This is a genomic window from Aquipuribacter nitratireducens, assembly GCF_037860835.1.
GTDB lineage: Bacteria > Actinomycetota > Actinomycetes > Actinomycetales > JBBAYJ01 > Aquipuribacter > Aquipuribacter nitratireducens.
Genome location: NZ_JBBEOG010000008.1, coordinates 21,622 through 40,732 on the forward strand (window position 1 = coordinate 21,622; position 19,111 = coordinate 40,732).

Below are 19,111 nucleotides of genomic sequence, written 5' to 3' on the forward strand. Positions count from 1 at the left end.
AGCACCCAGGTGGCTCCGACCCACCGTCGAGGCGAGGGGTGTCCCATGGTCCGCATGACGAGCCCCACCCTCGAGCGTCCCGCGCCGCCCACTGCCTTCTCCGCTGCCCCGACCGCCCTCCCCGGCTCCTCCCGCCGCCGCCGCCCCGGCCGCTGGATCGCCGGCACCACCGCCGCCGTCCTCGTGACCGGCACCGCCGTCGGGGCCGCCGCGCTCGGGCTGAGCGCCGGCGACGACCTCGCAGCCACCGTCCAGGCACGGCTCGACGGTGCCGTCGTGGAGCAGGCCGCCTCCGGCGGCCCCGACTCCGGCGGGGAGGCGCAGTCCGCCGCCTCGGGCGTGCTCGACCTCCTCGACCCCGCCTCCGGGGTCGACTGGGGCGCCGTGGCGGAGCAGGTGAGCCCGGGCGTCGTCGCCATCGCCGTGCGGGCCGCCGACGGCACCGGCGGCGAGGGCAGCGGCGTCGTCTACGACGGGTCCGGTCTCGTCCTCACGAACAACCACGTCATCGCCTCGGCCCGTGGCGGCGAGGTGCAGGTGACGCTCGCCGACGGGCGCGTCCTCACCGGCACCGTCCTCGGCGCCGACCCCTCGACGGACCTCGCGGTCGTGCAGCTGCAGGACCCGCCGGCCGACCTCACGGTCGTGCCGCTCGGGAAGAGCGCGGACGTCGCCGTCGGCGACCCCGTCATGGCGGTCGGCAACCCCCTCGGGCTGTCCGGCACCGTGACGACCGGCATCGTGAGCGCGCTCGACCGGCCCGTCACCACCCAGGCGGCGGGTGTCGCCGACGGCCAGCCGGTCGTCACCGACGCCATCCAGACCGACGCGGCCGTCAACCCCGGCAACTCCGGCGGCCCGCTCATCGACGCGGCCGGCCGGGTCGTCGGCATCAACTCCTCGATCGCGACGACGGGCCCGCAGTCCGGCTCCGTCGGCCTCGGCTTCGCCATCCCGGTCGACGTCGCCCGCGACGTCGCCGCCCAGCTCGTCGAGGACGGCACCGTCGAGCACGCCCGGCTCGGCGCCTACCTGCAGGACGCCACCGCGACGGTCGACGGTGACGGCGAGTGGGCGGGGTCCCGGCTGGGCGCCGGGCTCGCCGAGATCGTGCCCGGCTCGGCCGCCGAGGCGGCGGGCCTGCGGGCCGGGGACGTCGTCGTCGCCGTCGACGGGCGCCCCACGACGGGAGCCGAGGCCCTCACCGCCCGGGTGCGCGCCCTCGGTGCCGGCGACACGGTGCCGGTCGTCGTCGCCCGCGACGGCGAGGCCGTCGAGGTCGACGTCACCCTCGGCTCGCTCGACGCGGGGAGCTGAGCTCGGCGCGCGCGTCCTCGACGCGCGGCGCCCCTCGACGCGCGGGGGCCACGGACGGCAGGCTGGACGTCCGTGGCCCCTGCTCGTGCGTCCGTCCCCTCCGGCCCGGCTCCCGGCGCGCTCGTCGACGTGCTGAGCCGCGTGGGCGCCGCGTCCGCTCCTGCCGCGGCCGTCGAGGCCGACCTCCTCACCCGGTGGGCGGAGCCGCACCGGCGCTACCACGACCTGCGGCACCTCGCGGAGGTCCTCGAGCGGGTCGACGCCCTGGCCGGGCACGCGGAGGACCCCGACCGTGTGCGGCTCGCTGCCTGGTGGCACGACGCGGTCCACGACGGGCGCGCGGGGGACGACGAGCGCGCGAGCGCCGCGCTCGCGCGCGAGCAGCTGAGCGGCCTGGGCCTGCCGGGGCGGCTCGTCGGGGAGGTCGCGGACCTCGTCCTCGTCACCACCGACCACGACCCGGGGGAGCCCGCCGACCCCGACTCCGCCGTGCTGTGCGACGCCGACCTCGGCATCCTCGCGACGGGGTCCGACCGCTACGACGCCTACGCGGCGGACGTCCGGGAGGAGTACGGCCACGTCCCGGACGAGCTGTTCGCCGCCGGCCGCGCCGCGGTGCTGCGGCGGCTGCTGTCCCGGCGGCTGTTCCGGACGCCGGGGGCCACGGCGTGGGAGCCGGCCGCCCGCGCGAACCTGGTCCGCGAGCTGGAGGCGCTCACCGCCGGCGTGACGCCCGCCGCTGCGCCCCGCTGACCCGCAGCCCGCTCGCCCGGAGCCGCCGCAGGAGCTCTCCTGCGCCGACCGGCACCGCACCGGCGGCGACGAGGGCGTCGTAGGCCTCGGCCGGCACGTCGTAGTGGTCGAGGTCGAAGCCCCTCGCGGGGATGCCCGCGGCGGCGGCGAAGGCGTGGAGCTCGGCGAGCGAGCTGTCGCTCACGAGGTGCGACCACAACCGGCCGTGCGCCGGCCACATGGGCGGGTCGACGAGCACGGCCACGTCCACCAGCGTAGGCGGCGACGTCCTGAGCGGGGTGTGGACGACGCGTCGACGCAGGTCGGCGGCCGGGACCTGTGGACGGGCCACTCCCACGACCGGGGCGCGACGGCAGTCTCGCTCGCGTCGGGACGCTCCGGTCCCGGCCCGACGGTGAGGAGCGGTCCATGACGAGGTTCGAGGTCGACAGCGCGCAGGTCGAGGCGGCGAGCGCGCGGGTGCAGGTGGCGTCGGAGCAGGTGGGCGCCGAGGTCGACGCGATGATGCGCCACCTGGAGGACCTGCAGGGCACGTGGCGGGGGCAGGCGGCGACCGGCTTCGCGGCGCTGGTCGAGCAGTGGCGCGCGACCCAGCTGCAGGTCCGCGAGTCCCTCGACGGCATCCAGGTCGCGCTCGCGCACGCGGGCCGGCAGTACGCCGAGACGGAGGCCGCGGCCGCCCGGATGTTCGCGGGATGACGTCGCGCGCCCGCGCGGCTCAGCCGCGGCGGGCGGCGACGGCGTCGCGGTAGGCGAGGTAGCTGCGCTTCGGGGTGCGCTCGAGGGTGTCGAAGTCGACCCGGACGAGCCCGAATCGCTTGCTGAGCCCGAGCGCCCACTCGAAGTTGTCGAGCAGCGACCACGCGAAGTAGCCGCGGACGTCGACCCCCCGCCGCCGGGCCTCGTCGAGGGCCTCGAGGTGGGCGTGGAGGTACGCCACACGTCGAGGGTCCTCGACCACGCCGTCCGGGCCGGGCGTCGGGTCGTCGTCCCACGCCGACCCGTTCTCCGTGACGACGAACGGGCCGAGCCCGGCGTACTCCTCCTGCAGCCGGACGAGCACGTCGGTGAAGCCGTCCGGGGTGATCGGCCAGCCCATGGCCGTGGCGTCGGCGCCCGGGTCGGCCTGCCGCACGAGCTCGAGCCCGGGCTGGAGGAGCTCGACGGTGGGCACGGCACCCTCGCCGGCCTCGAACACGGCGTCGTTGTAGTAGTTGAGGCCGAGCCAGTCCGTCGGCGTGGCCACCTGGTCGAGGTCGCCGGGCTCGACCGCACCGTCGAGGTGGGGGTGGAGCAGCTCGAGGGCGTCGGCGGGGTAGCCGCGGCCGGCGAGCGGGTCGAGCCACACCCGGTTGCGGAGGGCGTCGTACGCGGGGAGCGCGTCGCGGGTGACGGCCGCGTCGTCCGCGGCACGGACGTTGTCGAGGTTGAGGACGATCCCGTAGGCGGCGTCGGGGTCCTGCTGCCGCATCGCCGCCACGGCCCGCCCGTGCGACAGCAGCAGGTGGTGGGTGACGCGGGCGGCGAGGGCGTGGTCGCGCACGCCCGGAGCGTGCACGCCGTTGCCGTGCCCCAGCCACGCCGCGCACCACGGCTCGTTGTGGGTGGCCCACCGCTTCACGCGGTCCCCCAGGGCCTCCTGCACCGTGAGGGCGTACTCGACGAAGTGGTCGACGGTGCGGCGCGAGGCCCACCCGCCCGCCAGCTGCAGCTCCAGCGGGAGGTCCCAGTGGTAGAGCGTCACCCACGGCTCGACGCCCGCACCGAGCAGCTCGTCGACGAGCCGGTCGTAGAAGCCCAGCCCGTCGGCGGAGAAGTCCCCGCGACCCGTGGGCTGCACCCGCGCCCACGCCACGGAGAACCGGTAGGCATCGACGCCGAGGTCGCGAAGCAGGGCGACGTCCTCGCGGTAGCGGTGGATGTGGTCGCACGTGACGTCGCCGTCGGTGCCGTCGGCGACTGCGCCGGGCACCTGCGCGAAGGCGTCCCACACGGTGTCGCCGCGCCCCGCGCGGTCGCCCTCGATCTGGAAGGAGGCGGTGGCGGCCCCCCACACGAACGTCTGCGGCAGGTCGGCCATGGCCGCGACTGTAGCGACGGGCGCGCGCGGCTGTCGGGTCCACGACCTACCCTTGGCCGGTGAGCACGGTGGCCCTCGGCATCCCGGTCGTGCCGCGGCCGGACGCGACCGGCGCGGCGCCCCGACCGGCCGACGACCCGGGCCTCGTCGACCGCTGGGGCCGGCGCGCCCGCGACCTGCGGGTGTCGCTCACCGACCGCTGCAACCTGCGCTGCTCCTACTGCATGCCCCCCGAGGGCCTGCCGTGGCTGCCGGACCCGCAGCTGCTGCAGGCGGAGGAGACGCTGCGCCTGGTCCGTGTCGCCGTCGAGCGCCTCGGGGTCGACGAGGTCCGCTTCACCGGGGGCGAGCCGCTGCTGCGGCAGGACCTGCCCGAGCTGGTGGCCGGCACCGCGGCGCTGCGCACCCCGGACGGCCGGCGCGTGCGGACGGCCCTCACGACGAACGGCGTCGGCCTCGACCGCCGGGCGGCCCGCCTGGCGGCGGCCGGGCTCGACCGGGTGACGGTGAGCCTCGACACGCTCGACCGCGGGCGCTACGAGCGCATCACGCACCGCGACCGCCTCGCCGCCGTGCTGCGGGGGATCGACGCGGCCCTCACGCACGGGCTCGACCCGGTCAAGGTCAACGCGCTGGTCGTGCGCGGCGTCAACGACGACGAGACCCCCGAGCTCGTCCGCTGGGCCTGCGCCCTGGGCGTCGAGCTGCGGGTCATCGAGCACATGCCGCTGGACGCGCACGGCGACTGGGACCGCAGCGCGATGGTGACGGCGGAGGAGGTCCTCGGGCGGCTGCGCGCGGTCTTCCGCCTCGCCCCCGTGGGCGCCCGCGGCAGCGCCCCCGCCGAGCGGTGGTACGTCGAGGAGGGAGGCCGTCGGCTCGGCACGGTCGGGGTCATCGCGAGCGTCACGCGGCCGTTCTGCGGCGACTGCGACCGGGTGCGCCTGACGGCGGACGGCCAGGTCCGCAACTGCCTGTTCGCCGCCCACGGCACCGACCTGCGAGGGCTGCTGCGCGGCGGCGCCGACGACGAGACCCTCGCCGAGGCGTGGCGCGGGGACATGTGGGCCAAGCGCGCCGGGCACGGCATCGACGACCCGTCGTTCGTGCGGCCCGACCGTCCCATGAGCGCGATCGGTGGCTGACCCGGTGGAGGCAGACCCGGTGGTGGCCGACGGCACCGGACGGCTCGCCGTCCGCTACTTCGCGGGAGCACGGGCCGCCGCGGGCACGCGCGAGGAGACGGTGGCCGCGGACCCGGGCGCGCCCCTCGCGGAGGTCCTCGACCGGCTCGCCGCGACCCGGCCCGCTCTGGCCCGCGTGCTGCCGGCGTGCTCGTTCCTGCTCGACGGCACGGCCGCGCGCCGCGAGGACCAGGTGGGTGCGGCCACGGGTCTCGACGTCCTGCCGCCCTTCAGCGGGGGCTGATCGCACCGCTCCCTGTGAGGCACCACCGCTCGAGGGAGGGCCAGGCCCCGTAGCCGGCGGTGAGGTCGAGGTGGGCCTGGCCGGGCAGCACGACCTCGTCGACGGTGCTCTGCTGGGCGAGCTCCGCCGCGAGCCCGTGCGGGCTGTAGGGGTCGTCGTCGGAGCGGACGAGGCACGGCCGGTGCCGGGAGCCCGGGGCGAGGTCCGGCCACGGCCCGCTCGGGGCGAACGCCGCGATCTCCGGGTGGCCCAGCACGACGGCCGTCGCGACGGGCGCGACGAGGACGAGGCGACCGACGACCGTCGCGCCCCCGACGAGCCCGGTCTCGACGGCCCTCACCCACAGCAGGCACGCGAGGCTGTGGCACACGACGAGGTCGACGGTCCCCTCGACGAGGTGGCGCTCGAGCACCTCGAGCCAGCGGTCGACGTCGGGGGTGTCGGCACGGGGCAGCTGCGGGTACGCGACGTCGTGGCCCGCGTCGGCGAGCCGGCGCGCGAGGTGCGCCTGCCAGTGCCCGGCGGGGCGGTGGTTCTGCCAGCCGTGCAGGACGAGGGCTCTCATCCGGGTGTGGTGTCGAGACCGCCGAGCCCCACCCACTCGTCGCTGCCGTCGGCGAAGTGCTGGTGCTTCCACACCGGCAGCTCGGCCTTCACGACGTCGACGAGCCGAGCGGCCGTGGCGAACGCCTCGCCGCGGTGCGCGGCGGCCACCGCGACGGCGAGGGCGCAGTCGCCGACGCGCAGCGGCCCCACCCGGTGCACGACGGCGAGCGCGCTCGCCCCCGACGCCGCCGCCACGCCCGCGGCGACGGCACCCACCACGTCGTCGGCGCTGGGGTGCGCCTCGTAGTCCAGCAGCGTCACACGACCACGGCCCGGGGTGTCGTGGTCGCGGACGACGCCGTCGAACGTCACGACGGCCCCGGCTCCCGGCCCGGCGACCAGGTCGGCGAGGTCCGCGGCGCCGATCGGCTGCTCCGACACCTCGGCGCGCACGACACGGCAGGCGACTCCCACGGCGGTGATCGTACGGCTGCATCCGTTTCCCCACCCACGGCGGTAGGGCGGGTAGGTGGTCCGACGACGGGCCACCGGCAGTGACAGACCCCGAGACCACGGAGGACTCCATGCGCCGTTCCGTCACCACGACCCTCGCCCTCACCGCCGCTGCAGCGCTCGCGGCCGTGAGCGTCCCCGCCGCAGCCGCCCCCAACAGCCGGGGCGCGGCCGAGATCGTGCCCAACGCCACGCTGGCGAGCCTGCTCGTCGGGGTCGAGAAGCCGTTCACCGACCGCGACGGCGACGGCGCCCCCGAGTTCGGCATCGTCGGGAACCCGTCGTCGGGCCTGATCAAGCACGTCGGCGGCATCACGATCGACACCCCCGCCAGCGGCGAGCTCACGCTGCGCAACTTCTGGATCGACCTGGGCGCCGGGACGGTGAGCGCCGACGTGTCGACCGCCGACGCCTCGCTCGGTCGCCTCGACCTGTTCGACCTCGACGGGCTGACGCTCGTCCTCAACGACACGGCGTCGACCGCGATCGCGGGCGACACGTCGCTCTCCGGGGCACCGGTCGGCAGCGCCGACATCTCCTACTGGGACTTCTGAGCCCACCCGCTCGCGGGGACGGGCGGTCGGACCACGGGTCCGGCCGCCCGTCGGCGTGTGAGGCCGGACTCAGGCCCGCGGCTGCTCCGGTTCGGGCTCCGGGGACAGGGACGCGACCGCCTGCTCGGCGATCTCGAGCTCGTACGTCGCGAGGGTGATGGCGTCGCGCAGCCCGCGTGCGCCGAAGCGGTCGCGCACCTCGTGGACGAGGGCGGCGACGGCGGGGTCGACGTGGGACTCGACCTCGTCGAGCACCGGGTCGTGGCCCGGCCCGTGCGGGTGCGGGGTGTCGGGGACGGCGCCCGACGTCGCGAGGGGGGCGTCCGGGTCGTCGAGGTGCTGACCCACCAGGGGCTCGCCGGTCTGGTCGCTCATGCCGCCATCCGACCACGACGACGGCCTCCGGGCGAACCAGGTGCCGCCGTCGGGAGGGCGATGCGGCCACCGGCGTCGCCCCCGGGGGCTCGGCTCAGGCTCCTGCCCGCGGCATCGACGGCAGCGCGGCGTTCCTCGCGTGCCAGCGCAGGAGGCCCAGCCCGCCGACCAGGGTCCCGACGAAGACGAAGAGCGGCAGGAAGCTGACGGCCGCCAGCACGACCCCGACGATCAGTGCGACGCCGGTCCAGCTCGGCAGGGGCAGCCGCAGGACGGCGACGCCCAGCGTGGCCGTGGCGGCGTAGGAGGCCATACCGGAGATCGCGGTGAGCGGCCCCAGCCACCCCGGCGCGGTGGTGCCCGGCCCGAGCAGGTACGGCACGGCCGCGAGGACGCACAGCGGCAGGACCAGCCACCTCACCACTCGTGCCACCCCGGCCGGCCAGCCGGACCCGATCCGAGCCAGGACGCCCGCAAGCAGGAACAGTCCGGCCCCCGAGGCCAGGACGGCCGCTCCGATGGGCAGCAGGATCCCCCAGATCTGCCAGTAGTGGTCACGCACGGCGGCCTCGCTGACCGCCGGATCCTCGTCGAAGTAGTCCCCGGCCCCGGTCAGACCACCGAAGCCGAAGATGCCGAGGAGGGCGACGACTGCCGCCGCGAGCATGAGCCACACGGCGAGCCGTACGTGCCGGCGGTCGGTGTCGTCCAGCGGGGTGGCTGCGGAGCGCGTCATGGCTGGTCCCTTCGGTCCGTTCGCTGCGACCACGACACCAGGCGCCGGAGCGAGGCGGGACCGGGGCCGTGCGACGACGCATGCGCTGGCTCCTCGTGCCGGTGGTGCTCGTGCCACCCGGCATCGCCACGGAGCTCCTGCTCGGCTCCGAGGACCTGGGCAGGGTGGTCGTCTGGCTGCTGTGGGCCGGCGTGACGAGCCTGATCATGACATCGGTGACGCTCGGGCTGCTTCGACCCGAGGGCGTCGACGTCGATGTGGTGCTGCGGCGCACCATCGTCTACGGCGCCCTGTGGCTGGCCATCACCGGCGCGTACGTCGGCGTGGCGACGGTCGTCGGCACGGCGGCCGGTCGCTACCTGCCGGTGCCGTGGGCGGTCGCGACCGGTCTGGCGGCGGCCCTGCTGTTCCAGCCCGCGAGAACCCGGCTCGAGCACCTGGCGGACCGCTGGGTCTTCGGGCACCGTACCGACCCCGCGCGAGCGATCGCCGACCTCGGTGCCACGCTGGCCGGGACGTTCGAGCTGGAGTCCCTGATCCCGCGTATCGGCTCGACTCTGCGGACCGGACTCGACCTCACCTGGGTCGAGGTCCGCCTCGACGTGACGGAGGCACCCGACGCCGAGCTCGTCGTGCCGGTGGTGCTCGACGGCGAGCTGCTGGGCGTCGTCGCCTGCGGACCGAAGCGTGCCGGCGGGTGGACCGCCGAGGACCGCACGGTCGTGGCGACCTTCGCCCGCCAGGCGGCGCTCGCCGTGCGCAACGTCCGGCTGACCGAGCACCTGGCCTCCCACGCGGCGGAGCTCGCCGCCTCCCGGACGCGCCTGGTCAAGGCCCAGGAAGCAGAACGCCGTCGTATCGAGCGCAACATCCACGACGGGGTGCAGCAGGACCTGGTCGCCCTCATCGGCCTCGCCGGCCAGATCCGGGCGACGTCCCCCGATGTCAACGGTCACGCCGACGACCTCCGGCTGCTCGGCACCGGTCTCGCCCGGGTCCTCGGCGACCTGCGCGACCTGGCCCGGGGCATCCACCCGAGCCTGCTGTCGGACAAGGGCCTCCTGAGCGCGGTTGAGTCCCTGACCGCGCGGCACCCGGTCCCGGTGGAGCTGCGCGCCGACCCGACGCTGCGCACGGTGCGCCTGGGTGAGGCGGTGGAGGCCGCCTGCTACTTCATGGTCGCCGAGGCCCTCGCGAACACGCTCAAGCACGCGCGCGCAGCGCGGGTGGAGGTCGAGCTGGCCCGCCGCGACGGGGGCCTCGTCATCACCGTGGCCGACGACGGCGTCGGCCTCGGCCCCGGCGGCGTCGCCTCCCGCGCCGGGCACGGACTGGCGGGGATGCATGACCGCTTCGCGGCACTGGGCGGCCGCGTCTCGGTGGCCGCCCGGCCGGCGGGTGGAACCGTCGTCTCGGCGACGGTCCCCCTCGACGAGGCGGCGCCGCTGTCCGGCGCGACGGCACCACCGGCGAGCCCCGCCTCCCCGGCCGTCAGGGACGTGCCCACCGCGCGGACCCCGACGCGCTGACGACGAAGGCCCCCGGGCGAACCCGGGGGCCTTCGTGGTGGTGACTCAGAGGTGGTGCGTGGGGACGGGACTCAGAAGTCCATGCCGCCCATGCCGCCGTCACCGGCGCCGGCGGCCGCGGGGGCCTTCTCCGGCTTGTCGGCGACGACCGCCTCGGTGGTGAGGAACAGCGCCGCGATGCTCGCGGCGTTCTGCAGCGCCGAGCGCGTCACCTTAGCGGGCTCGACGATGCCGGTGGCGACCATGTCGACGTACTCGCCGGTGGCCGCGTTGAGGCCGTGACCCGCGGACAGGCCCTTGACCTTCTCCGCCACGACGCCGCCCTCGAGACCGGCGTTGACCGCGATCTGCTTGAGCGGGGCCTCGAGCGCGACGCGGACGATGTTCGCCCCGGTCGCCTCGTCGCCGGTGACGTCGACGGAGTCGAGGGCCGGCAGGGCGTTGACGAGCGCGACGCCACCACCGGGGACGATGCCCTCCTCGACGGCCGCCTTCGCGTTGCGGACGGCGTCCTCGATGCGGTGCTTGCGCTCCTTGAGCTCGACCTCGGTGGCCGCGCCCGCCTTGATGACGGCGACGCCGCCGGCGAGCTTGGCGAGGCGCTCCTGCAGCTTCTCGCGGTCGTAGTCGGAGTCGCTGTTCTCGATCTCCGTGCGGATCTGGTTGACCCGCCCGGCGATGGCGTCGGACTCGCCGGCGCCCTCGACGATCGTGGTCTCGTCCTTCGTGACGACGACCTTGCGCGCACGACCGAGCAGGTCGAGGGTCGCGTTCTCCAGCTTGAGACCGACCTCCTCGGAGATGACCTGCCCGCCGGTGAGGATCGCGATGTCCTGCAGCATAGCCTTGCGGCGGTCGCCGAAGCCGGGGGCCTTGACGGCCGCGGACTTGAAGGTGCCGCGGATCTTGTTGACGACGAGCGTCGCGAGGGCCTCGCCCTCGACGTCCTCGGCGATGACGAACAGCGGCTTGCCCGACTGCATGACCTTCTCCAGCAGCGGGAGGAGGTCCTTGACCGTCGAGATCTTGGAGTTCACGACGAGGACGTACGGGTCCTCGAGCACGGCCTCCATGCGCTCGGTGTCGGTCGCGAAGTAGGGCGAGATGTAGCCCTTGTCGAAGCGCATGCCCTCGGTGAGCTCGAGCTCCAGGCCGAAGGTCTGCGACTCCTCGACCGTGATGACGCCCTCCTTGCCGACCTTGTCCATGGCCTCGGCGATCATCTCGCCGATCTGGGTGTCGGCGGCGGAGATCGAGGCGGTCGACGCGATCTGCTCCTTCGTCTCGACGTCCTTGGCCATGCTGAGCAGCTTGTCGGAGACGGCCGCGGTGGCCTTCTCGATGCCGCGCTTGAGCGCCATCGGGTTCGCACCCGCGGCGACGTTGCGCAGGCCCTCGCGGACCAGCGCCTGGGCGAGGACGGTCGCGGTCGTCGTGCCGTCACCGGCGACGTCGTCCGTCTTCTTCGCGACCTCCTTGACGAGCTCCGCACCGATCTTCTCGTACGGGTCGTCGAGCTCGATCTCCTTGGCGATCGAGACGCCGTCGTTCGTGATCGTGGGGGCGCCCCACTTCTTCTCGAGGACGACGTTGCGGCCCTTGGGGCCGAGCGTGACCTTGACGGCGTCGGCGAGGGTGTTCATCCCCCGCTCGAGACCGCGACGGGCCTCCTCGTCGAACGCAATGATCTTGGCCATTGGGTGGTGATCCCTCCGCACACGGTGGGTGGCAGTCGGACCGGTCGACGCCCGCGACGGACGGGCACGCCCCGCCGGTCACGTCCCGGACGGAGCCTGCCCTCGCCTGCCGGTCCCGGGGCCCGGTGGGCCCCGTGGTCTGTTGTCACTCCCGGCATGAGAGTGCCAGCCGCAATTATTGGCACTCTCGGGGTGAGAGTGCAAACCCCCGGCGTCACGGGCACCCGTCGTGGCCCTGCTGCGAGGTTTCGGGGGACCGGGGCGGGGGTACGCCACTCGCAGCGGAGACCCCCCGCTCCCCCACGGAAGGACTGGACATGCCTCTCTGGCTCATCCTCATCGTCGTCGGCGTCATCCTCGCCATCGTCGGTTTCGGTGGCGTCGGCGACATCCTCATCTGGATCGGCGTCATCGTGCTCGTCGTCGGCCTCGTCGGAATCCTGATCGGGCGCGGCCGCTCCAAGGTCTGACCCCTCGCCGGTCGCGTCCCGCGCGACCGGCCACGCCGGCGGGCGCTCCGCCCGGACCGCCCGCCGGCCCGCACGCACGACCTCCCACCTCGCCACGGAGCCCACTTCCCGATGACCCTCCTGCTCGCACTCCTCCTCGTCCCGGTCGCCGCGCTCGGCCTCGTGCTCGGCATGGACCGGGTGGAGGACACCCTCCTCAAGGCACCCGCCCGCCACCGCAGCGCCGCCCGCGGCGTCCGCAGGCCCGTCGACGCCGCGCCCGCCCCCACCTCCACGCACGGGGTCGCCGCATGAGCTCGGTCGCGTTCCTCGTCGCGCACGAGGGCATCGAGCAGGTCGAGCTCACCGAGCCGTGGAAGGCCGTCGAGCAGGCCGGGCACTCACCGGTCCTGCTCAGCACCCGGAGCGGTGAGGTGCAGGCGTTCGACCACCTCGACAAGGCGGACACGTTCCCGGTCGACCAGGTGGTCAGCGACGCCGACGCCGCCGAGTTCGCCGCCGTCGTCCTGCCGGGCGGCGTGGCCAACCCGGACGCGCTCCGCACGGACGAGTCCGCGGTCCGCTTCGTCCGCGCCGCCATGGAGTCCGGCACCCCCGTCGCCGCCATCTGCCACGCGCCGTGGACGCTCGTGGAGACCGGTCAGCTCGTGGGGCGGCGCCTCACGTCGTGGCCGAGCCTCCGCACCGACCTCACGAACGCCGGGGCCGAGTGGGTCGACTCCGAGCTCGTCGTCGACCGCGCCGGCGCGGGCCCGCTCGTCACCAGCCGCAACCCCAGCGACCTCCCCGCCTTCTGCGAGGCCGTCGTCGAGCTCCTCGACGGTCGCCTCGAGGACGCCCTGGAGGACAACGGCTCGGTCGCGCAGGGCGCCGACCTGCTCGCGGGGGACCGCTGAGGCCACCCGGGCCACTCACCCCGTCCGGACATGAGAAGGGGCGCCACCCTCGCGGGTGGCGCCCCTTCTCGTCGTCAAGGTGCGGTGTCGGACCGGCCGGGGCCGGTCCACGCCTCAGAGCGGGCGGACGGACTCCGCCTGCGGGCCCTTCTGGCCCTGGCCCACCTCGAACTCCACGCGCTGACCCTCGTCGAGGGACTTGTAACCCTGCGCCTGGATCGCCGACCAGTGGACGAAGACGTCAGCCCCGCCACCGTCGACCGTGATGAAGCCGAAGCCCTTCTCGGCGTTGAACCACTTGACCGTGCCCTGTGCCATGGTGCTCCTGTTGCTGATGGTGCCGCTGCGCGGCCCCGGGCGTACCCGGGTCGTCGGCACCCCGGGACCGGGGAGCCGGGTCTCACGCGAAACGGTCGTCAGCCCCGGAGCGGTGCCGTCTTCCTCGTACCCGTGCGGGCCGTCGTGCTCAACCACCCGCCAGCGTAGTCGGACAGCACCCGCCCGGTGCACCATGTGCGCGTGCAGCGCCCGGATGGTGGACACGCCCGTCCGCGCGCGGTGCCCGTGGAGGGGCCCGGGGCCGGGTCGCTCGCACGTCGTCGGCGCGCCAACGCCCGCTCGGGCGCCACGGCGATCGGCGCGTGGCTCGCACGGCGGAGGGGCGTGACGCTCGTACCGGGACCGCACGGGCTGCTCGTCGCGCCCGGCTACCCGCGCCGCTTCCCCGTCACGGGCGCCGCGGCGGTGACCGTCGGCGAGGTGGTGCTGGTCCGCGAGGGCCCCGGCCTGCGCACGCTCGCGGACGTCGCCCGCCGGTGGCCCGCGCTGCTGGACCACGAGGCGCGCCACGCCGCGCAGTGGGCCCGGTGGGGCGGCCCGGTCGGGTTCCTGCCCGCCTACGCTGCCGCGACCGTGTGGTCGTGGCTGCGGACGGGCGACCGGCACTCCGCCAACCACTTCGAGCGGGCGGCGGGCCTGGCCGACGGCGGGTACCGGGAGAACCCCCCGCGGCCGCTGGGACCGGCGCTGGTCTCGCTGGTCCGGGGCGCACCCGCCCGGCTGCCGGCGCTCAGCCGGGGTAGTCGGGGCCGAGCACGACCGTCACGACGTCGACGTCGGCCGACAGCTGCGTGACACCGGTCCCGAGGTCGGCGACGAGCGCGTCGGCGGTCGCGGCGAGGTCCTCGGTCGGGTGGAGGACGGTCGTCGGGATCTCGTCGCCGTCGAAGTTCGTCACCTCGCCGACCGCCCATCCCAGCTCCTCGAGGGCGGCGGCGGCACCGGCCGCGAGACCCACCGTGTCCGTCGAGTTCAGCACGTCCACCCCGACGGAGCGGTCGACCGTCGGCTCGGGACTCGGCTCCGGGCCGGGTCCGACGGTCGGCTCGGCGGTCGGCCCCGCGCTCGGGGGGACGCTGGGCTGCGTGCCCGGCTCCGCTCCGGGGTCGGCGCTGCTCCCGGGGCTCGCCGCGTCCGCCGGCTGCGTGGCCGGGGCGCTGCCGGCGTCGGTGGGGGCCGCGACCGGACCGCCCGCCGGGTCCTGGGCACCGAGCACGCCGAACGTCAGCAGCGCCCACAGCAGACCGCCGGAGACGACGGCGACGAGGACCAGCGACAGCAGGACGGCGGGAAGTGAGTTGCGGCGTGCCCGGTGGGCGCCGGAACGGTGGTGCTGGGGCACGGCGAGGTCGTCCATCGGCCGCTGAGGGTACCGCCGGTGCGCGTCAGCGACCGGCCGCGTCCGACAGGTCGAGGCGGCGCGCCGTGCGTACCCGCCGCGACCCGCTGCGCGTCCGGCGCAGCCGCGCCACGAGGACCGGGTCGTGCCGCAGCGCCGCCTCGCGGTCGAGGAGGGCGTCGAGCAGCTGGTAGTAGCGCGTCGGGCTGCAACCGAACCGGGCGCGCACCGCCTCGTCCTTCGACCCAGGGTGCTTCCACCACTGACGCTCGAGGTCGAGGACCGCGAGGTCCTGGGGGCTCAGACCGTCGACGGGCGCCGGGTCGTCGGGCGACGGGCTCACGGCGGACGACGCTAACCGGCCCGCGCCCCACCGCCGGGCAGGCACGCCGGACGGGCACGCGTGACGCGTCAGGGCAGCCGCAGGCGCGACGCGGCGACGGTGTCGAGCGCGAGCAGGAACGCCCCCTGCACGACGACGGCGGCGCCGTCCCCGACGACGTCCCGACCGCGCACCCGGCCGCGGCGGGCCAGCAGCAGGCCGGCGGCGACGTACCCGACGTCGAGCCCGGCGTTGAGGAGCAGGAGCCGGCGCAGCGCCCGCGTGGCCTCGACCGGGTCCTCGACGGGGGCCTCCGCGCCCCGGTGCGCCGCGACGGCGATCGCGAGGTCGACGGCGCCCCACGCCGCCGTCTGCCGCGCGGCGCCGCGGAGCCGGGGCCGACGACGCCCGAGCACGGCGAGCAGGCCCGCCGCCCCGAGGGAGGCGGAGGACCAGGTCGTGAGCGCGAGGGCGACCCCCCGGCGCACCGCGAGGAGCCGCGACGCGGCGGCGGCTCCGGCTGCGGGGGCGACCACCGGACCATGGTGGGTGTCCTCGTGCGGCCACGCCATCGGGCGTGCGCGCGGCGGGGCGTGCGGCAGGATCGGCGCGTGGCAGAGACGCGGCGCGACGACGGGGCGCGGCGCGACGACGGGGCGCGGCGCGACGACGGGGCGCGGCGCGACGACCCCGAGCCGTCCACGCGGCCGCTCCACGAGCTCGTCGACCCGTCGTGGGCGGACGCCCTCGCGCCGCACGCCGGGACCGTCGCGAGGCTCGGCCGCTTCCTGCGGGAGGAGGTGGCGGCGGGCCGGGGCTACCTGCCCGCGGGGTCGCGGGTCCTGCGCGCCTTCACGACACCGCTGGACGCCGTCCGGGTGCTCGTCGTGGGGCAGGACCCGTACCCGACGCCGGGGCACGCGGTGGGGCTGTCGTTCTCCGTCGCGCCGGACGTGCGCCCGCTCCCCCGCAGCCTGCAGAACGTCTTCCGCGAGCGGCAGTCCGACCTCGGTCTGCCGCCCCCGCCGCACGGCGACCTCACGGCGTGGGCGCAGCAGGGCGTGCTCCTGCTCAACCGGGTGCTCACCGTGTCGCCCGGGCGACCCGGCTCCCACCGGGGGCGTGGCTGGGAGACGGTGACCGAGGCGGCCATCCGTGCGCTCGCGACGCGCGGCGGGCCGCTCGTCGCCGTCCTGTGGGGCCGGGACGCGCGGGCGCTGGCGCCGCTGCTGCCCGGGGTGCCCCTCGTCGAGAGCGCGCACCCGAGCCCCATGTCGGCCGCGAACGGCTTCTTCGGGTCGCGGCCCTTCAGCCGGGTCGACGCCGCCCTGCGCGAGCAGGGGGCTGCGGCGGTGGACTGGCGGCTCGAGGGCGAGCCGCCCCACCCGGCCCGCTGACCGCCCGCCCGTCACACGCCGGTCAGGCCGGCGAGCAGCACCCCGGCGCCGACCCCGACCACGCCCCCGACGACGCCGAGCCCGACGCCCGCGGCCTGGGTGCGCAGCAGGGCGGAGTCACCCGCACGCACCGCCCCCGCCACCTCCAGCGCGAGGGAGGACCAGGTCGACAGCCCGCCGCAGACGCCGAGCGCCGCGGCCGCGACGAGCGCCGACGCGGACCACGTCGCGCCGAACGGCGCGCCGCCCGCCCCGACGACGAGCCACGCGAGGGCGAGCCCGGCGACCGTGGACGCGGGGACGTTGACCCACGCCGTGCCGAGCGCCCGGACGAGGTGGTGGTGGGAGGCGCCCGCCCGGGCGACCACGAGCAGGCGAAGGGCCGCGCCGGCGCCCGCCCCCAGTGCGAGGAGCACGACCTGCACGAGCACGGCCCCGCTCACCCTCGCTCCCCCAGCAGCAGCCCCACGAGGCACGCCGCGACGCACGCGACCGGCACCGTGAGCAGCAGCAGGAGCGCGAGCAGCGGTGCGGGCTGCACGAGCTGGAGCACGTCGAGGACCCAGCCGGAGAACGACGTGAAGCCGCCGAGGACGCCGGTCGTCACGACGGGGCTCGCCCACCGCCCGCCGCGGGCGGTGCCCCAGCCGACGAGGAGGCAGCCGAGGACGTTCACCCCGACGAGGGCCGCCCAGTGCGGCAGACCGGGGAGCACGGAGGCGGCGAGCTCGGCCGCGACCCGCGCGAGGCCGCCGGCGGCGCCGCCCGCGCCGACGGCGAGCAGCAGGCGGCCCCTCAGCCCCACGGGTCGGCGGCGCGGCCCACCATGCGCTCGACGTCGAAGTCGTAGACGCGCCGCCCCTGGACGTACGTCGTGAGGGCCCGGCTCATGACGTCGAGGGGGTCCCCGTCCCACACGACGACGTCGCCGTCCAGCCCAGGTCGCAGCGACCCCACCCGGTCGTCGAGGCCGAGGAAGCGGGCCGGGTTCACCGTGATCGCCCGCAGCGCGACGTCGCGGTCGAGGCCCTCCTTGACCGCGAACGTCGCCTGGTGCACGAGGAACGCGATGGGCACCACGGGGTGGTCGGTCGTGAGGGCGACCTCCACGCCGGCGGCGGCGAGCAGCGCCGGGGTGCGCAGCGTCCGGTGCCGCAGCTCGACCTTGCCCCGTGAGCCGAGCGTGGGCCCGACGACGCACGGCACCCCCGCCGCGGCGAGCTCCGCGGCGACCATGTGGCCCTCGGTGGCGTGGTTGAGGACGAGGCGGTAGCCGTGCTCGCGGGCGAGCCGCACGGCGGTCGCGATGTCGTCGCGGCGGTGGGCGTGCTGGCTCCACGGGACCACGCCGTCGAGGGCGAGGAGGAGCGTCTCGCTCGTCGGGTCCGGCGGCGGACCGATCTCGCCCTTCTCCCGGGCCTGCTCCTGCTGGAGGCGGTGGTAGCGGGCACGGGAGAACGCGTCGCGGAGCACGGCCGCCACCCCCATGCGGGTGCTGGGGAGCCGTCGCTGGTCGGAGTACACGCGCTTCGGGTTCTCTCCGAGCGCGCTCTTGATGCTCGCCGGCTCCTTGAGGAGCATGTCGTCCGCGGTGCGGCCCCACGTCTTGAGCGCCGCCGTGCGGCCGCCGACGACGTTGGCCGAGCCGGGCTTGACGACGACGGTCGTCACGCCGCCACCGAGCGCGTCGACGAAGGCGACGTCGGCGGGGTTGACGGCGTCGAGGGCCCGGAGCCGAGCCGTGTTCGGGTCGGTCGTCTCGTTGTGGTCCCGACCCGGCCAGTCCTCGCCGTCCTCGAGCACGCCGAGGTGGGCGTGCGCCTCGACGAAGCCCGGCAGGACCCAGCGACCGCTCGTGTCGTGCACCGGCACCCCCTCGGGCACCGGGACGTCGTCGACCCGGCCCACCGCGACCACGGCCCCGTCGCGCACGAGGACCGTGCCGCGCTCGACGACGTCGCCGGCCACGGGCACGACCCGACCACCGACGAGCGCGACGTCCCGCCCGGCTCCGACCGGCGGGCCTGTGAACCCCTCCGTCGCCACCGCTCAGCCCTGCGCGCCGAGCGCGGCGTCGACCGCGGCCCGCAGGTCGTCCGGGGACGGGTAGCCGCCGTCCGCGCCGGTGACGCGCTCGCCGTCGACGAGGACGGTGGGGGTGCTGAGGCGGTCGAGCTCGGCTGCGGCGGCCTCGGTGGTGGCGGTGGCCCAGCCGAGGTAGCGGCCCTCCTCGACGCACTGCCCGACGTCGACCCCGGCCTCCGACGCGATTGCGACGAGCCGCTCGTCGGGCAGCCCGGCCCCGCCCTCGGCGGGCTGCTCGGCGAACACCTGCGCGCCCCACGCCTCGAGCGCGTCCGGGTCGGCCTCCCCGACGCACGCGGCGGCGGCGGCGGCACGGCTGGAGTAGCCGTCGCTCACGCGGTCGAGGATCGCGACCGGGCGCCGGACGAGCGAGGCGTCCGTGCCGGCCGCCAGCTCGCGGAGGAGCTCCCCGGACTCCTCCTCCAGGTCCCGGCAGAACGGGCACTGGTAGTCCTCGTACACGACGACCTCGACCTCGCCCGGCTCCCCCACGAGGAACCCGCCGCTCGCGGGGTCGTCGGGGCTCGTCAGCGTCGTGCCCTCCGGGTAGGCGACCTCGTCGTCACCACCGCCTCCGGAGAGGACGACGGCGACCACCACGACGGCGACCAGCGCGACGACGACCCCGATCGCCACGCCGTACAGCAGGCGCGCGCGGCGCCGGTCCGCCTCGTTCTGCCGGCGGATCTCCTGCAAGCGGGCGTCGCGCTGGTGCGGGTCGAGGTTGCGGGCCAT

27 protein-coding genes are annotated in these 19,111 nt (G+C 75.9%); 12 read left to right on the plus strand and 15 right to left on the minus strand.

Translation table 11 applies throughout. The features are described from left to right. Nucleotides 1-54: 54 nt before the first annotated feature. Nucleotides 55-1,317: a S1C family serine protease gene (locus tag WAB14_RS14310; RefSeq protein WP_340270786.1), complete on the plus strand. Its 1,263-nt coding sequence runs from the start codon at nt 55-57 to the stop codon at nt 1,315-1,317. Nucleotides 1,318-1,389: 72 nt separating this feature from the next. Further along, entirely contained in the window at nt 1,390-2,070 is a 681-nt protein-coding gene (locus WAB14_RS14315) for an HD domain-containing protein (protein WP_340270788.1), read from the plus strand. On the opposite strand, the gene WAB14_RS14320 is transcribed toward WAB14_RS14315, so the two are convergent. Beyond that, nucleotides 2,033-2,314, minus strand: a complete 282-nt coding sequence (locus WAB14_RS14320) for a DUF4031 domain-containing protein (protein WP_340270790.1) — start codon at nt 2,312-2,314, stop codon at nt 2,033-2,035. The genes WAB14_RS14315 and WAB14_RS14320 overlap by 38 nt on opposite strands. Nucleotides 2,315-2,478: 164 nt before the next feature. On the opposite strand from WAB14_RS14320, the gene WAB14_RS14325 reads away from it, so the two are divergent. Beyond that, nucleotides 2,479-2,769 carry a WXG100 family type VII secretion target gene (locus WAB14_RS14325; RefSeq protein ID WP_340270792.1) on the plus strand — a complete coding sequence of 97 codons (291 nt, stop codon included), beginning with the start codon at nt 2,479-2,481 and terminating at the stop codon, nt 2,767-2,769. Nucleotides 2,770-2,788: 19 nt separating this feature from the next. On the opposite strand, the gene WAB14_RS14330 is transcribed toward WAB14_RS14325, so the two are convergent. Continuing rightward, nucleotides 2,789-4,150: a GH1 family beta-glucosidase gene (locus tag WAB14_RS14330; RefSeq protein ID WP_340270793.1), complete on the minus strand. Its 1,362-nt coding sequence runs from the start codon at nt 4,148-4,150 to the stop codon at nt 2,789-2,791. 59 nt (nt 4,151-4,209) lie between these two features. On the opposite strand from WAB14_RS14330, the gene moaA reads away from it, so the two are divergent. After that, nucleotides 4,210-5,295, plus strand: a complete 1,086-nt coding sequence (gene moaA, locus WAB14_RS14335; RefSeq protein ID WP_377002457.1) for a GTP 3',8-cyclase MoaA — start codon at nt 4,210-4,212, stop codon at nt 5,293-5,295. After that, the gene (locus WAB14_RS14340) at nt 5,288-5,578 is read left to right on the plus strand and encodes a MoaD/ThiS family protein (RefSeq protein WP_340270794.1); all 291 of its coding nucleotides are present in this window, start codon (nt 5,288-5,290) and stop codon (nt 5,576-5,578) included. The genes moaA and WAB14_RS14340 overlap by 8 nt, the downstream gene beginning before the upstream one ends. Here the strand turns inward: WAB14_RS14340 and WAB14_RS14345 are convergent. Together WAB14_RS14345 and WAB14_RS14350 are read right to left on the minus strand one after the other, a co-directional pair. Then, nucleotides 5,565-6,143 (minus strand): RBBP9/YdeN family alpha/beta hydrolase, encoded by a 579-nt coding sequence (locus tag WAB14_RS14345; RefSeq protein ID WP_340270795.1) that lies wholly within the window; start codon nt 6,141-6,143, stop codon nt 5,565-5,567. The genes WAB14_RS14340 and WAB14_RS14345 overlap by 14 nt on opposite strands. Next, on the minus strand, nt 6,140-6,598 hold the full coding sequence (locus WAB14_RS14350) for a molybdenum cofactor biosynthesis protein MoaE (RefSeq protein WP_340270796.1): 459 nt from the start codon (nt 6,596-6,598) through the stop codon (nt 6,140-6,142). The genes WAB14_RS14345 and WAB14_RS14350 overlap by 4 nt, the downstream gene beginning before the upstream one ends. 110 nt (nt 6,599-6,708) lie before the next feature. Here WAB14_RS14350 and WAB14_RS14355 point away from each other — a divergent pair, with 110 nt between their 5' ends. Continuing rightward, complete coding sequence (locus WAB14_RS14355; RefSeq protein WP_340270798.1) at nt 6,709-7,191, plus strand: hypothetical protein; 483 nt, start codon at nt 6,709-6,711, stop codon at nt 7,189-7,191. Between the two features lie 69 nt (nt 7,192-7,260). Here the strand turns inward: WAB14_RS14355 and WAB14_RS14360 are convergent, their stop codons facing one another. Both WAB14_RS14360 and WAB14_RS14365 read right to left on the minus strand, forming a co-directional pair. Next, complete coding sequence (locus tag WAB14_RS14360; RefSeq protein ID WP_340270799.1) at nt 7,261-7,566, minus strand: hypothetical protein; 306 nt, start codon at nt 7,564-7,566, stop codon at nt 7,261-7,263. A gap of 94 nt (nt 7,567-7,660) precedes the next feature. Then, nucleotides 7,661-8,302 carry a hypothetical protein gene (locus tag WAB14_RS14365; protein ID WP_340270800.1) on the minus strand — a complete coding sequence of 214 codons (642 nt, stop codon included), beginning with the start codon at nt 8,300-8,302 and terminating at the stop codon, nt 7,661-7,663. Nucleotides 8,303-8,370: 68 nt separating this feature from the next. Between WAB14_RS14365 and WAB14_RS14370 the strand changes: the two genes are divergently transcribed. After that, a complete protein-coding gene (locus WAB14_RS14370; protein WP_340270802.1) occupies nt 8,371-9,831 on the plus strand; it encodes a GAF domain-containing sensor histidine kinase in 1,461 nt (486 codons plus the stop codon). A gap of 71 nt (nt 9,832-9,902) precedes the next feature. Here the strand turns inward: WAB14_RS14370 and groL are convergent, their stop codons facing one another. Continuing rightward, on the minus strand, nt 9,903-11,528 hold the full coding sequence (groL, locus tag WAB14_RS14375) for a chaperonin GroEL (protein WP_340270804.1): 1,626 nt from the start codon (nt 11,526-11,528) through the stop codon (nt 9,903-9,905). Nucleotides 11,529-11,845: 317 nt separating this feature from the next. On the opposite strand from groL, the gene WAB14_RS14380 reads away from it, so the two are divergent. From WAB14_RS14380 to WAB14_RS14390, 3 genes are all read left to right on the plus strand, one after another. Next, the gene (locus WAB14_RS14380; protein ID WP_340270806.1) at nt 11,846-11,998 is read left to right on the plus strand and encodes a hypothetical protein; all 153 of its coding nucleotides are present in this window, start codon (nt 11,846-11,848) and stop codon (nt 11,996-11,998) included. Between the two features lie 111 nt (nt 11,999-12,109). After that, nucleotides 12,110-12,292 (plus strand): hypothetical protein, encoded by a 183-nt coding sequence (locus WAB14_RS14385; protein WP_340270807.1) that lies wholly within the window; start codon nt 12,110-12,112, stop codon nt 12,290-12,292. Next, on the plus strand, nt 12,289-12,894 hold the full coding sequence (locus WAB14_RS14390) for a type 1 glutamine amidotransferase domain-containing protein (protein WP_340270808.1): 606 nt from the start codon (nt 12,289-12,291) through the stop codon (nt 12,892-12,894). Before WAB14_RS14385 ends, WAB14_RS14390 begins: the two co-directional genes overlap by 4 nt. Nucleotides 12,895-13,008: 114 nt before the next feature. Here the strand turns inward: WAB14_RS14390 and WAB14_RS14395 are convergent, their stop codons facing one another. Then, nucleotides 13,009-13,212, minus strand: a complete 204-nt coding sequence (locus WAB14_RS14395; RefSeq protein WP_336922595.1) for a cold-shock protein — start codon at nt 13,210-13,212, stop codon at nt 13,009-13,011. A 345-nt stretch (nt 13,213-13,557) separates the two neighbouring features. Between WAB14_RS14395 and WAB14_RS14400 the strand changes: the two genes are divergently transcribed. Then, complete coding sequence (locus WAB14_RS14400) at nt 13,558-14,028, plus strand: hypothetical protein (protein WP_340270811.1); 471 nt, start codon at nt 13,558-13,560, stop codon at nt 14,026-14,028. Here the strand turns inward: WAB14_RS14400 and WAB14_RS14405 are convergent. The 3 genes from WAB14_RS14405 to WAB14_RS14415 form a co-directional block, all read right to left on the minus strand. Next, nucleotides 13,964-14,590: a LytR C-terminal domain-containing protein gene (locus WAB14_RS14405; protein WP_340270812.1), complete on the minus strand. Its 627-nt coding sequence runs from the start codon at nt 14,588-14,590 to the stop codon at nt 13,964-13,966. The two genes, WAB14_RS14400 and WAB14_RS14405, sit on opposite strands and share 65 nt — an antisense overlap. A gap of 28 nt (nt 14,591-14,618) precedes the next feature. Beyond that, nucleotides 14,619-14,915: a DUF3263 domain-containing protein gene (locus WAB14_RS14410; protein ID WP_340270813.1), complete on the minus strand. Its 297-nt coding sequence runs from the start codon at nt 14,913-14,915 to the stop codon at nt 14,619-14,621. 68 nt (nt 14,916-14,983) lie between these two features. Further along, the gene (locus WAB14_RS14415; protein WP_340270814.1) at nt 14,984-15,430 is read right to left on the minus strand and encodes a DUF6992 family protein; all 447 of its coding nucleotides are present in this window, start codon (nt 15,428-15,430) and stop codon (nt 14,984-14,986) included. Nucleotides 15,431-15,505: 75 nt separating this feature from the next. Between WAB14_RS14415 and WAB14_RS14420 the strand changes: the two genes are divergently transcribed. Continuing rightward, complete coding sequence (locus tag WAB14_RS14420) at nt 15,506-16,291, plus strand: uracil-DNA glycosylase (protein WP_340270815.1); 786 nt, start codon at nt 15,506-15,508, stop codon at nt 16,289-16,291. A gap of 11 nt (nt 16,292-16,302) precedes the next feature. On the opposite strand, the gene WAB14_RS14425 is transcribed toward WAB14_RS14420, so the two are convergent. Genes WAB14_RS14425 through WAB14_RS14440 form a run of 4 tightly spaced genes read right to left on the minus strand, consistent with a single transcriptional unit; the run spans nt 16,303 to nt 19,111 of the window. Further along, a complete protein-coding gene (locus WAB14_RS14425; protein WP_340270816.1) occupies nt 16,303-16,734 on the minus strand; it encodes a CrcB family protein in 432 nt (143 codons plus the stop codon). Then, on the minus strand, nt 16,731-17,096 hold the full coding sequence (locus WAB14_RS14430; RefSeq protein ID WP_340270817.1) for a CrcB family protein: 366 nt from the start codon (nt 17,094-17,096) through the stop codon (nt 16,731-16,733). The genes WAB14_RS14425 and WAB14_RS14430 overlap by 4 nt, the downstream gene beginning before the upstream one ends. After that, nucleotides 17,087-18,337 (minus strand): amidohydrolase, encoded by a 1,251-nt coding sequence (locus tag WAB14_RS14435; protein WP_340270818.1) that lies wholly within the window; start codon nt 18,335-18,337, stop codon nt 17,087-17,089. Before WAB14_RS14435 ends, WAB14_RS14430 begins: the two co-directional genes overlap by 10 nt. Nucleotides 18,338-18,340: 3 nt before the next feature. After that, entirely contained in the window at nt 18,341-19,111 is a 771-nt protein-coding gene (locus WAB14_RS14440; protein WP_340270819.1) for a DsbA family protein, read from the minus strand.